Annotated in this window: 15 protein-coding genes; 5 read left to right on the top strand and 10 right to left on the bottom strand. The window is 65.0% G+C overall.

All coding sequences use genetic code 11. From position 1 onward, the window contains the following. Positions 1–148 precede the first annotated feature (148 nt). The 3 genes from HBH1_RS21160 to HBH1_RS21170 all read right to left on the bottom strand — a co-directional run bounded on the left by HBH1_RS21160 (position 149) and on the right by HBH1_RS21170 (position 1,864). Positions 149–607, bottom strand: coding sequence for an Hsp20 family protein (locus tag HBH1_RS21160; protein WP_006465288.1), 459 nt, complete (start codon positions 605–607; stop codon positions 149–151). A gap of 157 nt (positions 608–764) precedes the next feature. Beyond that, the gene (locus HBH1_RS21165; RefSeq protein ID WP_102664252.1) at positions 765–1,382 is read right to left on the bottom strand and encodes an FMN-dependent NADH-azoreductase; all 618 of its coding nucleotides are present in this window, start codon (positions 1,380–1,382) and stop codon (positions 765–767) included. Then, positions 1,379–1,864, bottom strand: coding sequence for a GNAT family N-acetyltransferase (locus HBH1_RS21170; protein ID WP_102664253.1), 486 nt, complete (start codon positions 1,862–1,864; stop codon positions 1,379–1,381). The genes HBH1_RS21165 and HBH1_RS21170 overlap by 4 nt, the downstream gene beginning before the upstream one ends. A 96-nt stretch (positions 1,865–1,960) precedes the next feature. On the opposite strand from HBH1_RS21170, the gene HBH1_RS21175 reads away from it, so the two are divergent. Both HBH1_RS21175 and HBH1_RS21180 read left to right on the top strand, forming a co-directional pair. Further along, the gene (locus tag HBH1_RS21175) at positions 1,961–3,433 is read left to right on the top strand and encodes a MocR-like pyridoxine biosynthesis transcription factor PdxR (RefSeq protein ID WP_102664254.1); all 1,473 of its coding nucleotides are present in this window, start codon (positions 1,961–1,963) and stop codon (positions 3,431–3,433) included. A 99-nt stretch (positions 3,434–3,532) separates the two neighbouring features. Continuing rightward, positions 3,533–3,985: a carboxymuconolactone decarboxylase family protein gene (locus tag HBH1_RS21180; protein ID WP_077238485.1), complete on the top strand. Its 453-nt coding sequence runs from the start codon at positions 3,533–3,535 to the stop codon at positions 3,983–3,985. A gap of 18 nt (positions 3,986–4,003) precedes the next feature. Here HBH1_RS21180 and HBH1_RS21185 read toward each other — a convergent pair whose 3' ends face one another. Next, the gene (locus HBH1_RS21185; RefSeq protein WP_102664255.1) at positions 4,004–4,849 is read right to left on the bottom strand and encodes a LysR family transcriptional regulator; all 846 of its coding nucleotides are present in this window, start codon (positions 4,847–4,849) and stop codon (positions 4,004–4,006) included. Between the two features lie 198 nt (positions 4,850–5,047). Here HBH1_RS21185 and HBH1_RS21190 point away from each other — a divergent pair, with 198 nt between their 5' ends. Beyond that, positions 5,048–5,431: a tautomerase family protein gene (locus tag HBH1_RS21190; protein WP_102664256.1), complete on the top strand. Its 384-nt coding sequence runs from the start codon at positions 5,048–5,050 to the stop codon at positions 5,429–5,431. A 101-nt stretch (positions 5,432–5,532) separates the two neighbouring features. Continuing rightward, positions 5,533–6,645, top strand: coding sequence for an MBL fold metallo-hydrolase (locus HBH1_RS21195; protein WP_233207668.1), 1,113 nt, complete (start codon positions 5,533–5,535; stop codon positions 6,643–6,645). Positions 6,646–6,718: 73 nt separating this feature from the next. Here the strand turns inward: HBH1_RS21195 and HBH1_RS21200 are convergent, their stop codons facing one another. The 6 genes from HBH1_RS21200 to HBH1_RS21225 all read right to left on the bottom strand — a co-directional run bounded on the left by HBH1_RS21200 (position 6,719) and on the right by HBH1_RS21225 (position 11,718). Beyond that, complete coding sequence (locus HBH1_RS21200) at positions 6,719–7,048, bottom strand: DHCW motif cupin fold protein (RefSeq protein WP_102664257.1); 330 nt, start codon at positions 7,046–7,048, stop codon at positions 6,719–6,721. Positions 7,049–7,067: 19 nt separating this feature from the next. Further along, positions 7,068–8,264 carry an aminotransferase-like domain-containing protein gene (locus HBH1_RS21205; protein WP_077238481.1) on the bottom strand — a complete coding sequence of 399 codons (1,197 nt, stop codon included), beginning with the start codon at positions 8,262–8,264 and terminating at the stop codon, positions 7,068–7,070. Positions 8,265–8,376: 112 nt separating this feature from the next. Then, entirely contained in the window at positions 8,377–8,835 is a 459-nt protein-coding gene (locus HBH1_RS21210) for a RidA family protein (protein ID WP_077238480.1), read from the bottom strand. A gap of 161 nt (positions 8,836–8,996) precedes the next feature. Beyond that, entirely contained in the window at positions 8,997–9,917 is a 921-nt protein-coding gene (locus HBH1_RS21215; protein WP_039876989.1) for a DMT family transporter, read from the bottom strand. 110 nt (positions 9,918–10,027) lie between these two features. Further along, entirely contained in the window at positions 10,028–10,627 is a 600-nt protein-coding gene (locus HBH1_RS21220) for a LysE family translocator (RefSeq protein WP_006465300.1), read from the bottom strand. Continuing rightward, positions 10,624–11,718 carry a threonine dehydratase gene (locus tag HBH1_RS21225; RefSeq protein WP_102664258.1) on the bottom strand — a complete coding sequence of 365 codons (1,095 nt, stop codon included), beginning with the start codon at positions 11,716–11,718 and terminating at the stop codon, positions 10,624–10,626. Before HBH1_RS21225 ends, HBH1_RS21220 begins: the two co-directional genes overlap by 4 nt. 199 nt (positions 11,719–11,917) lie before the next feature. On the opposite strand from HBH1_RS21225, the gene HBH1_RS21230 reads away from it, so the two are divergent. Then, complete coding sequence (locus HBH1_RS21230) at positions 11,918–13,414, top strand: aminotransferase-like domain-containing protein (RefSeq protein WP_102664259.1); 1,497 nt, start codon at positions 11,918–11,920, stop codon at positions 13,412–13,414. Positions 13,415–13,445: the final 31 nt, after the last annotated feature.

Genomic DNA, 13,445 nt, shown 5'->3' on the forward strand with positions numbered 1-13,445 from the left:
ACTCTTTCGCCGCGCCTGTAACGTAACCAAGCCGGCTACGACAGTCAATCAGAAGTGTTAGGTATAGACGCAAAAAAGCCGCCCGCAATTAGCGGGCGGCATGCTCGATCAGGCCTCCGGATGCGCCCGGCATCCAGGGGGGAGCCGATCAGGCAGCGCGTTCCAGACGTTGGACGTTGTCGCTGCCATCAGCGGCGCCGATCTCGATCTTGCGCGGCTTCAGGGCTTCAGGGATTTCGCGGACCAGCTCGATGTTGAGCAGGCCGTTTTCCAGATTGGCGCCGACCACCTTGATGTGGTTGGCCAGCTGGAAGCGCTGTTCGAAATCGCGGGCGGCGATGCCACGGTGCAGGAAGTTGACCTGCTTGTCTTCCTTCTGCTTGCGGCCGGTAATCTTCAGGGTTTCGTTTTCGGTCTCGATGTCGATTTCGCTGCGGGCAAAGCCGGCGACGGCCATCGTGATCCGGTACTTGTCTTCTGCCACCAGTTCGATGTTGTACGGCGGGTAGCTAGGCTGATCGGTACGCTGGGCGTTGTCGAACATCTGGGCCAGGCGATCGAAGCCGATGGCGGTACGGTACAGGGGGGAGAGATCAAAAGTACGCATAAAAATATCCTTTCAGTTAAGCGATGTTTTCGTGGCAGACCTCAACGTCGAGCATCTGCTGGTACCGATCTAGGGATGGCATTTTGGGTTTTCAAGAGATTTTTTTCGAAAAAATACGGGCGCCCCTGTCGCCCGATTTTCTTCCCGGAAAGCAGCCTCAGGCTCTTGAAAACTGCCGATCCAGCTCCATCGCGACCCGCTCGCGCTCGCTGCGCACCACCTGAGCGCCGGCTGCCAGGCCCTCCATCACCGTCAGGCGCAGGTCATGCAGGCCGATGGTGGCCAGCGCCACCTTCAGGTAGGGCGTGAGGAAATCCGGCTGGCGTGCGGACGCGCCGGTAAAGCGGCCGCCGGAGACCACGGCCAGGTGTACCGGGCGGTCGTGCAGCAGGCCGACCTTGCCGTCGGGGGTGATGCCGAAGGTGCGGCGCACCCGCACCACATGGTCGATCCAGGCCTTCAATACGGAGGGGACGGTGTAGTTGTGCATGGGGGTGCCGATGACGACCTGATCGGCGGCCTCCAGCTCGGCAATCAGCAGGTCCGACAAGGCCAGCGTCCCCTGCGCGGCGCCGGCATCCTCTACGAAGCCGGGCGAGCCCAGCGCATCGGCATAGGCGGCATCGACGTGGCCAATGGCACTGGCATGCAGGTCGCGCAGCACGATCTGCGCCTGCGGGTGCAAGCTGCGCAGGCGGCTGACGATCTGTTGCGAGAGCCACCAGGTGTTGGATGCCTCCTGGCGCGGCGAGGCAAGCAGGTGCAGGATCTTCATGCCGCAGCTCCGATGGCCTTGCCGAAGCGTAGTGCGCCGGTCAGCATGCCCTGGCGGAAGTAGAAGCGCTGCGCCAGCGCGTTGGCCATGCCGGTATCGAGCACCAGTCGCGCACAGCCGGCCTCGGCGGCCACACCTTCGAGCGCGGCGAGCAGGCGCTCGCCCCACCGCTTGCCGCGTTGCGTGCTGGCGGCCACCAGATCATCGACGTAGAGGAAGGGGCCGTAGACCAGATTCTCCTGGAAACGGTAACCGGCCAGGGCAACCACCGCGCCCTGCTCCCAGGCCGCCAGGATGCGATAGCCCTGCTCGCGGGCGCGACCGGTGCGCTGCATGAACTCGTCGGCGTCGCGCAGGTGTGGGCGCAGTTCGTGCATCACGGCAAAGCAGGCCAGCCGATCAGCCTCGGTGTCGGCGTGACGCAAGGCGCTGTCGGCGATATGCCAGTGGCCGGCTGGGGCAATCTTGAGAGCTTGGTTCATGGGAGGAAGGTCAATGCGATCAAAGTAGAAGGAGCTTCATCCTAGCCAGCCGATGGCATAATCGGGAGATCCAAGAAATGACATTTCGACTGGTCCATGATTACCCCGTCCTCCGCCCCCCTGATCACCCTCGACAGCGCCACCGACGAGCCCTATTACCGCCAGATCTACGGGCGCCTGCGTAGCGCGGTGGCGGCAGGGATGCTGCGCCCGGGCGACCGCATTCCCTCGGCGCGGGCACTGGCAGCAGAACTGGGACTGGCGCGCGGCACCGTGGAGACGGCCTATTCGCTGCTGGCGGCTGAAGGCTACGTGGAAGCACGCGGACAGGCCGGCACCGTGATCGCGGCCGGGCTGCCGGCCAGAGCGCCGAACGCGCCCGGCAAACCCGGCCCCATCATTGCCCAGGCAGTAGCTGCCGCGCCGCGCTACCCCATCCTCCCGGAAGACGGCCACGCCGAGCCCCGGGGACCGCGTCCGTTCCAGATGGGCATCCCGGCGCTGGACGCCTTTCCGCGCAAGATCTGGGCGCGGCTGGCGGCGCGCGCGGCGCGTGCCACGCAAGCGGTGGACATGCTCTACCCCTCTCCCGCCGGATTGATGGCCTTGCGCGTGGAAGTTGCGCGCTATCTGCAGCTGTCGCGGGGGCTGGACTGCCGGCCGGAACAGGTCTTCATCACCTCCGGATATCGCGACAGTCTCAACCTGATCACGCGCACCCTGCTCAAACCCGGCGACAAGGTCTGGGTGGAAGACCCCGGCTATGCACCCACCGGCGCCCTGCTGCGCGAAGCCGGCATGCAGCTGGTGGGGGTACCGGTCGATGCCGAGGGCATGCAGGTGGAGCACGGGCTGCAGCATGCCGCACGCGCACGGGCGGCGGTGGTCACGCCGGCCCACCAGAGCCCCACCTGCGTGGCCCTGTCACTGCCGCGCCGGCTGGCGCTGCTGGAATGGGCGGCACGGCAGCAGGGCTGGATCGTGGAAGACGACTACGACGGCGAATACCGCTACGTCAGCCGCCCCCTGCCCGCCCTCAAGAGCCTGGACCGGGATGACCGCGTGCTCTATGCCGGCACCTTCAGCAAGGTACTGTTCCCGGCCATCCGGCTGGCCTATCTGGTGGTGCCGCGTTCCCAGGTGCAGCGTTTCGAAGACAGTGCCCGGCTGTTTTCCGGGGGCGCGCCGGCACTGATGCAGCATATCGTGGCCGATTTCATGGCCGAGGGGCATTTCGCCCGCCACATCCAGCGCATGCGACGCCTGTACGCACAGCGCCGGACCCTGACCATCGCCGGCCTGGAGGCGGTATTGAAGGCCCATGTCCGCATCGATTCGCCGCCTGGCGGCATGCATCTGCTGCTGCGCCTGCAGGGCCGCCGTTCGGACCGCGTACTGGCCGAGAAGATGCGCCAGCACGGCATGTTCAGCCGCGCCTTGTCGGAATGCCTGCTGGCGCCGCGCCCCGGGGTGGCGCCGATGATCATGCTCAGCTTCACCAATATCGACAGCCGGCGCCAGGCCGGTGAACTGGGACGGCGTATCCTGGCGCTGCTGGAGCCGTCCTGACATGGCCTAGTCCGATTCACCATTCTTGGCACTTATCGACTGGGCCATGAGCGGGCATGATGGCGCCTCGTTTCCATCCACAACAGGAGCCTTGTCGCCATGTCCAACCGTATCGATCTCTACCAGAACGCCACCGCCGCCTACGACGGCCTGCTGGCCGTGAACCGTCACCTCAAGCAATGCAGCCTGCCGGCAGACCTGGTGGAACTGGTGTTTCTGCGGGTGTCGCTGATCAACGGCTGTGCCTATTGCATCGACAAGCATTCACGCGACCTGCTCAAGAGCGGCATGACCATCGACAAGCTGGTGCTGGTGCCGGTCTGGCACGAGGCCGGCAGCCTCTTCACGCCCCGCGAGCAGGCCGCGCTGGCCTGGGCCGAAGTGGTGACGCGCATCGGTGAAACGGCGGCGCCGGATGCGGATTACCAGGCGGTGATCCAGCATTTCACGCCTGAGGAGTACAGCGAACTGACGGTCGCCATCGCCCTGATGAATGCCATGAACCGCCTGGCCATCCCGGGCCGCATGCGGCCACAGGCGGCGCGCGCCTGATGGAGGGCGACTCCGGGCTCAGGCTGACTTCAGTGCGGCCACCAGCGTGCGCAATGCCGCCTGCGCCCGGGTCTCCCTGAGGCGGGAATGCAGCATCGCCTGGGCCAGCGGCAAGGTGGGCAGGCCCAGCCGTTGGCCCACCTCCACCGCCCCCGGCGGCGCGCTGCGATGGAGCAGCGCCGACACCGCCAGGCCCGCGCTGACCGCCGCGCCGACCGCCAGGATGCCGCCACCGACGAAGACCTCGACCCAGGCGATACCGGCTTCGTCGAGTCGGCGCAGCGACAGTTCACGGATGCGGCAGGTCGAAGAAAAAGTTGCCACCCGCAAGGCAGGCCCGACCCGGCATTGCGCGTCGGGATGGGCAAACCAGCCGATGGCTTCCTGCATGATCAATTCACCGCCCTGGTCCTGCGGCTCGCGACGCACGATGACGGCGTCCAGTTCGCCGCGTTCATAGAGCGGCATGAGGTCGTGCGACGAGCCCACCCTCACCTCCACCATCACGCCGGCATCATGGGCATGCAACTGCGCCAGGGCGCGTGGCAGGGCGGCACCGGCCACGTGATCGCTGATACCCACCGAAAAGCGCACCAGCCCTTGCTCCAGTCGGTCCAGGGCGCGTTCGTGCGCGGCCAGCAATTCGCGGGCGGCCGGCAGGAATTGCTGGCCCTCCGCAGACAGGCGTACCAGGCGCGGGGTGCGTTCCAGCAGGCGACGCCCCAGGCGCTGCTCCAGCTTCTTGAGCTTGAGGCTGATCGCCGATTGCGTGCTGTCCAGCACTTCGGCGGCGCGGGTGAAGCTTTGCAGGTCGGCTGCCAACACGAAGGCTTGTACGGCATCCAGTTCCAGGGGGCGGTCCATGGGGTAGGCTCCTCGCATCTGATATCGGGTCGGATTGCTCAATGATTCGAATTTTAAATCATTGAAATCAGCATTCAGCAGTTTTTCAAATGATAGAGGGACCTTAACATGCACTGCATGGGTCGCACACGGGCAGGCCTGCCCAGGCGACCCACTGCTTTTCAAGCACTTTCAACCCCTGATATCAAGGAGAACACCATGCCCCTGGTCCGCCTATCCCTGCTGCGCGGCAAGCCCCGCGCCTACCGTGATGCCATCGTCGACAACGTCTACCAGGCCATGCACGAGAGTTTCAACGTCCCCAAGGACGATCTCTTCATGATCGTGAGCCAGCACGACCCCGAGGATCTGATCTTCGACCGCCACTACATGGGGATGGAGCGTTCGGACGACTTCGTGGTCATCCAGCTGTCGGTCAGCAACACCCGCAACCAGGCGCAGAAGAATGCGCTCTTTGCCCGCATCGTCGAGCGCTTGCAGGCCAATCCCGGCATCCGTCCTGACGATGTGCTGATCCACCTGCTTGAAGGTGACAAGGGCAACTGGTCCTTCGGACGCGGGCTGGCGCAGTACGTGCTCTGAGACAGCGCACTTTGCAATGGGGCCGCAAGACATGCGCGTCCCCTGCGCGCCGCGCCGGCTGCTGCTAGGATGTCGTTCCTCCCAGCCATCGCACCTCTCACATGCCACCTGCGACATCCTGCCGCCATCCGCTTCTGCGCCGCCTCTTCATCTGTACTGCCGCCCTGCTGCTGGCGGCGGGGTTGACGGCCTGCTCCTCGTCGAGCAAGTACTACGACCCTGCCAAGTCCAATCGCACCGAGACCGGTTTTCGCAACAACTACCCACAGCCGGAGCGTGCCTCCGTCTTGAAGTGGCAATGGGAACGCCTGACCCAGGGCCTGCCCAAGCCGCCCGCCAACGACTACCGCTTCCCGGTGCTCAAACCAGACCTGGCCTGGCTCAAGGCCAATCAGGACACGCCCAGCGTGACCTGGATCGGCCATGCCACGGCACTGCTGCAGCTAACTGGCAAGAATGTGCTGACCGACCCCATGTTCTCGGAGCGCGCTTCGCCCTTTACCTTCATCGGACCGCGTCGCAAGGTGCCACTGCCGGTGCAGATCGCCGAGCTGCCGCATATCGACCTGGTGGTGATCTCGCACAACCACTACGACCATCTGGACCGCGCCAGCGTGGAACAACTGAACCGGCAGGCCGGTGGCCCGCCGCTGTTCCTGGTGCCGCTGGGATTGCGCGACTGGTTCATGGCGCTGGGCATCGACAATGTGCGGGAAATGGACTGGTGGGACAAGACCTCCCTGGACAAGCTGGACATCACTTTCGTACCTGCCACCCACTGGTCGGCGCGCAGCCTGTTCGACCGTTCCGAGACGCTATGGGGTGGCTGGGTGCTGCAGGCCGCCGCACCAGCCCAGACTGACCACGGAGCACCGTTCACAGTGTATTTCGCCGGTGACACCGGGTATTCGAAGGACTTCCAGGACATCGGCGCACGCTTCCCTCATGTCGACCTGGCGCTGATCCCCATCGGCGCCTACGCGCCGCGCTGGTTCATGCAGGGCCAGCACGTGGACCCGGCACAGGCGGTGCAGATCCACCGCGACGTGCACGCCACGCGCTCCATCGGTATCCACTGGGGGACCTTCGAACTGGCCGATGAGCCGCTGGACGAACCACCGCAGGCGCTGGCCAGGGCCATGCAGCAGGCCGATCTGCCGCCGGAGCAGTTCGTTACGCTCAAGCATGGCGAGACGCTGAAGCTTGCGCGCTAAGCCCTTCAGATGAAAAATGCCCGCCCTGTTTCGAGGGCGGGCATCTGGATGCACAACGATACGCTGGGAACGGCTAGTCCAGGATGAACAACTTCGCCCCGACCGAGGTGGACGAGCGATGCGGTTCCGCATCATCGGCGACCTGGTAACTCATGCGAGGCTTGAGTACGAAGCTGCGTCCGTCTTCCAGCTCGGTGTGCAGTTCACCCTCCAGACAGAGCAGGATATGCCCCTTCACACACCAGTGATCGGCCAGGTAGCCGGCGGTGTACTCGACCATGCGCACCCGCAGGTCGCCGAAGCGGCAGGTGCGCCACCAGGCCGTGCCGGTGACGCCGGGATGCTCGGTGGCCGCGATCTGGCTCCAGTCGGTGGTGCCGAAGGGCAGGTCGGAGATCTTCATGCGCGCCCGCCCTGCCTGCTTACAGCTTGGAAGCGATCAGCTTGCCCAGGCGCTCCACGCCGGCGCGGATCTGTTCCGGTGGCACGGTCACGAAGGACAGGCGCAGGGTGTTCTTCTGCGGCACGTTGGCATAGAACGGCGCGCCCGGAACGAAGGCGACCTTCTCCTGTTCCACCGCTTCGTTCAACAGCGCGCCGGCGTCGAGGTGCTCGGGCAGCGTGACCCAGATGAACATGCCGCCTTCCGGCTTGCTCCAGGAGCAGCTGGCCGGGAAGTACTGCTGCAGCGCGTCCAGCATGGCCTGGCACTGGTCGCCGTAGAGCTGGCGGATGGTCGGTACGTGCTGGTCCAGGAAGCCGTCCTTGATGGCCTCGTACACCACCATCTGCGTCAGTTGCGCAGTGTGCAGGTCGGTGGCCTGCTTGGCCTGTTCCATCTTCAGGATCAGCGGACGCGGCGCGACCACGTAGCCCAGGCGGATGCCGGGAGTCAAGACCTTGGAGAAGGAACCCATGTAGATCACGCCGGCCGGGTTCATCGACAGCATCTTGGGCAGCGGCGCGTTGCGATAGCTCAGGGCGCCGTACGGATCATCCTCGATCAGCGGCAGACCCAGGCGGGCACAGGTTTCCACCAGCTTGATGCGACGCTCGGTGGGCAGGGTGCGCCCGGTCGGGTTCTGGAAGTTGGGCAGCGAATACAGCATGCGCGCGCCACCGGCGATGGCTTCGATGGTCTCGGGCTGCAGGCCGAATTCGTCACTGGGGACCGATTCGAACCGGGCGCCATACAGCGCGAAGGCTTGCAGTGCGCCCAGGTAGCTGGGGGTCTCGACCAGTACCTTGCTGCCTTCGTCGATGAGCACCTTGCCCAGCAGGTCCAGGCCTTGCTGCGAACCGGACACCATCAGCACCTGGTCAGGCGTGATCTGGGCGCCGTCGGAAGACAGCGAAGCGGCGATCCATTCACGCAGCGGCAGGTAGCCGTCGGTGGGGCCGTATTGCAGGGCGGTCTTGCCCTGTTGCGTGAGCACGCGGTCGAAGGCAGCCTTCATGTGCTCCACCGGGAAGGTCAGCGGCGAGGGCAGGCCGCCGGCGAAGGAGGTGATGTCGGGACGCATGGTCACCTTCAGGATTTCGCGGATGGCCGAGCTCTTCATGGCTTCGGCGCGCTGGGAAAACTGCCATTGCAGTGCTGCTGGATTTTCGAGTTTCATACGGTACCGTGTTCTGTGTCTGTGTGGTTCAGGGTGATTCGGGATGAATCAGGCCGCGCGCCTCTGCGGATGCTGCGGCCGTGCTGGTCGGCAATTCGACAGATTCGATCGATCAGGCGATCTCGGCGATCATCTCGATCTCGACGCAAGCGCCCATGGGCAATTGCGCCACGCCAAAGGCGGAACGGGCATGCTTGCCGGTCTCGCCGAAGACTTCGCCGATCAGTTCCGAAGCGCCGTTGGTCACCAGGTGGTGTTCGGTGAATTCGCCGGTGGAGTTGACCAGGCTCATCAGCTTGACGATGCGCTTGACGCGGGTCAGGTCGCCGCCACAGGCCGCCTGCAGGGTGGCGATCAGGTCGATGGCCACGCCGCGCGCGGCCAGCTTGGCGTCGTCGGTACCGATGTCGCGTCCCAGCTGGCCGACCCATACCTTGCCATCCTTCTTGGCCAGGTGGCCGGAGAGGAAGACGGTATTGCCGGTTTGTGCATACATCACATAGGCTGCTGCCGGGGCGGCCACGGCGGGCAGTTCGATGTTCAATGCTTTCAGCTTTTCATAGACGGACATGCGGTACTCCCTGTTGGACAGCGCCCGCGCGGCTGAGGCCGCAGGCGCTGCGCGTTAAGAAAAATAAGTCGACGATTATCTCAAAATTCCGAGGTTTTAGCCCGGTACAGTCTGAACTATTTCGGCTCGCAACACGGCCACAGCCGCGCCTGCCACACCCTTCAGCGGCGCACGGCCATGCGCCTGCCGATGGCCACCACCACGATCACCGCCAGCGCGAAGAGCATGTTGCTCGCATCCAGGGCTTCATTGGCGATCACCGCGGCCCCCAGCAGGCTCATGAAAGGTTGCAACAATTGCACCTGACCGACACGGGCAATGCCGCCCAGGGCCAGGCCCTTGTACCAGAAGAAAAAGCCGATGAACATCGAGAACAGCGACACGTAGGCAAACGCCAGCCAGGCCGGCGCCGAGGCGGTGACGCCATATTGCCAGCCCAGCCACAGCGACACCGGTAGCATCACCGGCAAGGCCACCACCAGCGCCCAGGCGATCACGTTCTGGCCGCCCATGGTCTGTGCCAGCCGGCCACCCTCGGCATAGCCCATGGCCGCCGCGATCACGGCCGCAAAGAGGGCAAAGTCGGCCAGGTGGAAACTGCCACCGCCTTCGTGCAAGGCAAACCCGATCACGATGCCCGAGCCCACCAGTGCCGCCAGCCAGAAGCCGGCCGAAGGCCGCTCGCCGAAACGCAGCGCCCCGAACAGCGCAGTCGCCAGCGGCAGCAGGCCGACCACCACGGCGCCGTGCGCAGCCGGCACATAGCGCATGGCGATCGAGGAAAACAGCGGGAAACCCACCACCACGCCCAGTGCCGTGATCACCAGGGCGCGCAGTTGGCTGGCCGTGGGGCGCGGTGCCTTGATCCAGACCAGCAACACCAGCGCGCATACGCCGGCCACCACCGCCCGACCGAAGGCGACGAAGGCCGGATTGAGTTCGGCCACGGCGATGCGGGTAAAGGGCAGCGTGAGACTGAAGATCGCCACCCCGATCAGGCCCAGCCACATGCCACGACTTTCGTGACGTGCCGGTACCCCGGTCGATGGACTACCCAGAACGGATTTGCTGCCTGTCTGCATGAAATGCCCCTGTCTGCGTACGCTGTTGTCTTATTGATATAAAAGATTTACCCGCGCCCTGCCGTCCCCGACGGCCCTGACAACCCTGGCAGCCCCGGCCTGGCGCCGCATTACAGCCAGATCGCCAGCGCCGAATACAGGGTCAGCACCACCATGGTCGCGGCAAAGCCGATGCGCCACAGCGGGCGTTCCAGATAGCGCCGCAATACCGCTCCGGCACCGGCCCAGACCGATACGCAAGGCAGGTTGATGGCGCAGAACACCAGGCAGTAGATCAGGATTGCCAGCCATCCGGCATGCTTATGCAGCAACGGCATGAAGGCCGAGGCACCGGTGATGGCCATCACCCAGGCCTTGGGATTGGCGAACTGGAACATCGCTGCCGCGCCGAAGGACATCGGCTGCAGCGCCCGCTCCCCCGTGCCGGCCACGCCCATGCGGCGCAATTGCCAGGCCAGGTACAACAGATAGGCGCAGCCAGCCGCCTTGAGCAGCAGCACCACCTGCGGCAGCGCCACCACCAGTTCGCCTATACCGAAGGCGCATACCGCCAGCAGGACGCCGAAGCCGAAGGTGATACCCAGCATGTGCGGCACCGAGCGACGAAAGCCGAACCAGATCCCCGAGGAGGTCAGCATGATGTTGTTGGGCCCCGGCGTGATCGAGGAAACAAAGGCGAACGACATCAGTGGTAGCAAAGCCTCGATCATGCCGACCTCCGCTGCGCCAGTTGGCCTTCGTGCCGGGCTTGCGCATGCCCCTGCACCAGCGACACCACCCGCGCCGGGGCCAGCAGGGCATCGGCCACGGCACTGTCGCGGGCCAGCACGCGGGCGAAGACGTCATGATCGACGTTGCCGCCGGAGAGCGTGATGCCGATCTTCTTGCCGCGCAGCCGCGCGCGCAGCTGCAAGGCCGCTGCCAGGGCGCAGGCACCCGCTCCTTCGGCCACATTGTGGGTGGCAATGAAGGCCAGCTTCATGGCGTCCATGACTTCATCGTCGGTGACGGCCACGACCTCGTCCACTTCGGACAGCATCACCTCCAGCGAGGCCTGATCGGGGACGCGACAGGCGACGCCATCGGCGATACAGGTACTGACCGGCGCCTCGATCTTGCGGCCGGCCTCGAAGGACAGCTTGTAGGCCAGCGCGTGGGCGGACACCACACCGATGATGCGGGTCTTCAGGCCCAGTGCATTGCGCGCTGCCACCGCGCCGCACATGCCGGAGCCCTGGCCGATAGGGACCAGCACCAGGTCCAGTTCGGGCTGGGCGGCGAACAGTTCCATCCAGTAGGTCGAGACGCCGGCCACCAGGTCGCGGTGGAAGGACGGGATCATGTGCAATTGCTGCTGTTGCGCCAGTTGCTGGGCGTGTTCGCGGCTGTCCTGGAATTCGCGACCATGTTCGATCAGATCCACGCCCAGGGCGCGCATGGCGGCATTCTTTTCGCGGCTGTTGCCTTCGGGCACGACGATGGTGGCAGGAATGCCGAAGCGGCACGCCGACAGCCCCACCGACTGGCCGTGATTGCCCCGGGTGGCCGAGATCACGCCGGACAGTTGCGGTTGTTGCCGGGCCAGGTGATGCAGATAGACCATGCCACCGCGCACCTTGAAAGCGCCCGTGGGGGCATGGTTCTCGTGCTTGACCCAAACTTCGGCACCCAGTGCCTGGTTCAGCAGCGGCCAGCACAGTTGCGCGGTGGGTGCCATGCCGGCATAGACGATACCGGCGGCCTGTTCGATCTCCATCAGGCTGGGCAACAGACGGTGGGCGGCGGAAGTGGCTTGGGTCATGACGGTTCTCCTATCGGAATGCAGGTTGCTGGCGACAAGGCCAGGGTAGCTAGGGTGGATCCGGTGGACCGAAGTGGCCCGGATTGGCTTGCTTGTCCCGGCGATACGCTTGCTCTTGTATTGGAAGCCATCCTAGCCGACAATACCGATACAGTACCTGTACACTTTTCCAAATAATCCCAAACATTGTCACGGCAAAATGACCAATACAGTCAAGCAATTGCGCAGCGTCAGACCCGATATGCCTCAGAGCGACAGCGCCCTCCCCGGCTGGCCGCTGCTGTTGCGCGAGAGTGGCGAATCGCTGGTGGACCAGATTGTGCGCGGCATCCGCGCCCGCATCGATGACAAGCTCTTGCGCAGCGGCGTGCGCATGCCCTCGATCCGGCAGTTTGCCGATGGCAACGAGATTTCGCGCTTTACTGTGGTGGAGGCCTATGACCGCCTGGTGGCCCAGGGCTATCTGGAATCGCGCCGGGGCTCCGGCTTCTACGTCAAGGAACGCTCACCCCTGGGTGGCGGCTATGGCAACACCGCTGCCCAGGCCGAAGCCGTGGCCGAGGCCGGGCGCGGGCTGGATGTGGTCTGGCTGGTACGCAACATGTTCCGCCAGATGCCGCCGCACAAGATGCCCGGGGGCGGCCTGCTGCCACCGGACTGGCTGGATGGCGAACTGATCGCCAACGCCCTGCGTGCCGTCAGCCGCGACAACCCTTCCCTGCTGCTGGGCTATGGCACGCCGCTGGGTTTCCTGCCGCTGCGCCAGCAGTTGCAGCTGAAGCTGGCGGAGCTGGAAATCGCCGCCGCCCCCGACCAGATCGTGATGACCACGGGCGTGACCCAGGGCCTGGACACGGTGGCGCGGCATTTCCTGCGCCCGGGCGATGTGATCTTCGTCGATGATCCGGCCTGGTTCCTGATGTTCGGCTCCTTTGCTGCGCTGGGCGCCAAGATCGTGGGCATCCCGCGGCTGGGCGACGGCCCCGACATCGCGCGCCTGCGCGAGCTGGCGGCGATCCACAAGCCCAAGCTGTACGTGATCAATTCGGTGCTGCACAACCCGACCTCGACCTCGCTGTCGGCGGCCAAGGCCTTCCAGGTCCTGCGCATCGCCGAGGAACACGATTTCATCATCGTCGAGGATGACATCTACTGCGACATGCATCCCGGTTCGGCGGTACAGCCGGCGACCCGCATCGCCGCGCTGGACCAGCTGCAGCGGGTGATCTACCTGGGCGGTTTTTCCAAGACCTTGTCGGCCAACCTGCGGGTGGGCTTTATCGCCACCTCGGCCGAACTGGCACGCAGCCTGGCCGACCGCAAGCTGCTCTCGACCCTCACCACCGGCGAGATCGGCGAACGCGTGGCCTACAAGGTGCTCTCGGAGGGGCATTACCGCAAGCATGCCGAACGGCTGCGGGCGCGGCTCAATGGCGCGCGCGACAAGGTGATGCGCCAGCTGGAACGCATGGGCATGGAGATCGGTGATCCGCCGCCCTGCGGGATGTTCCTGTGGGTCGATACCGGGCGCGACACCAATGTCATGACCGAGGAGGCGATGGAACAGGGCTTCCTGCTGGCACCGGGTAGCCTGTTCTCGCCTTCGCAGCTGCCCTCCACGCGCATGCGCATCAACGTGGCCAGCATGTCCGACCCCGGCATCTGGCGCTTCCTGGAAAAGGCGATGGCGCGCTGAGCTCCCTCGCCCAGCCCTGGCCGCCCTGACC

The organism is Herbaspirillum sp. BH-1 (genome assembly GCF_002870055.1).
Taxonomy (GTDB): domain Bacteria; phylum Pseudomonadota; class Gammaproteobacteria; order Burkholderiales; family Burkholderiaceae_D; genus Herbaspirillum; species Herbaspirillum frisingense.

Coding starts and splice junctions, on each gene's coding strand:
- HBH1_RS21220 (WP_006465300.1), bottom strand. CDS start 10,627: ATGATCGAGGCTTTGCTACCACTGATGTCGTTCGCCTTTGTTTCCTCG.
- HBH1_RS21210 (WP_077238480.1), bottom strand. CDS start 8,835: ATGTCCGTCTATGAAAAGCTGAAAGCATTGAACATCGAACTGCCCGCC.
- HBH1_RS21200 (WP_102664257.1), bottom strand. CDS start 7,048: ATGAAGATCTCCGACCTGCCCTTCGGCACCACCGACTGGAGCCAGATC.
- HBH1_RS21215 (WP_039876989.1), bottom strand. CDS start 9,917: ATGCAGACAGGCAGCAAATCCGTTCTGGGTAGTCCATCGACCGGGGTA.
- HBH1_RS21190 (WP_102664256.1), top strand. CDS start 5,048: ATGCCCCTGGTCCGCCTATCCCTGCTGCGCGGCAAGCCCCGCGCCTAC.
- HBH1_RS21170 (WP_102664253.1), bottom strand. CDS start 1,864: ATGAACCAAGCTCTCAAGATTGCCCCAGCCGGCCACTGGCATATCGCC.
- HBH1_RS21160 (WP_006465288.1), bottom strand. CDS start 607: ATGCGTACTTTTGATCTCTCCCCCCTGTACCGTACCGCCATCGGCTTC.
- HBH1_RS21225 (WP_102664258.1), bottom strand. CDS start 11,718: ATGACCCAAGCCACTTCCGCCGCCCACCGTCTGTTGCCCAGCCTGATG.
- HBH1_RS21165 (WP_102664252.1), bottom strand. CDS start 1,382: ATGAAGATCCTGCACCTGCTTGCCTCGCCGCGCCAGGAGGCATCCAAC.
- HBH1_RS21185 (WP_102664255.1), bottom strand. CDS start 4,849: ATGGACCGCCCCCTGGAACTGGATGCCGTACAAGCCTTCGTGTTGGCA.
- HBH1_RS21180 (WP_077238485.1), top strand. CDS start 3,533: ATGTCCAACCGTATCGATCTCTACCAGAACGCCACCGCCGCCTACGAC.
- HBH1_RS21175 (WP_102664254.1), top strand. CDS start 1,961: ATGATTACCCCGTCCTCCGCCCCCCTGATCACCCTCGACAGCGCCACC.
- HBH1_RS21195 (WP_233207668.1), top strand. CDS start 5,533: ATGCCACCTGCGACATCCTGCCGCCATCCGCTTCTGCGCCGCCTCTTC.
- HBH1_RS21205 (WP_077238481.1), bottom strand. CDS start 8,264: ATGAAACTCGAAAATCCAGCAGCACTGCAATGGCAGTTTTCCCAGCGC.
- HBH1_RS21230 (WP_102664259.1), top strand. CDS start 11,918: ATGACCAATACAGTCAAGCAATTGCGCAGCGTCAGACCCGATATGCCT.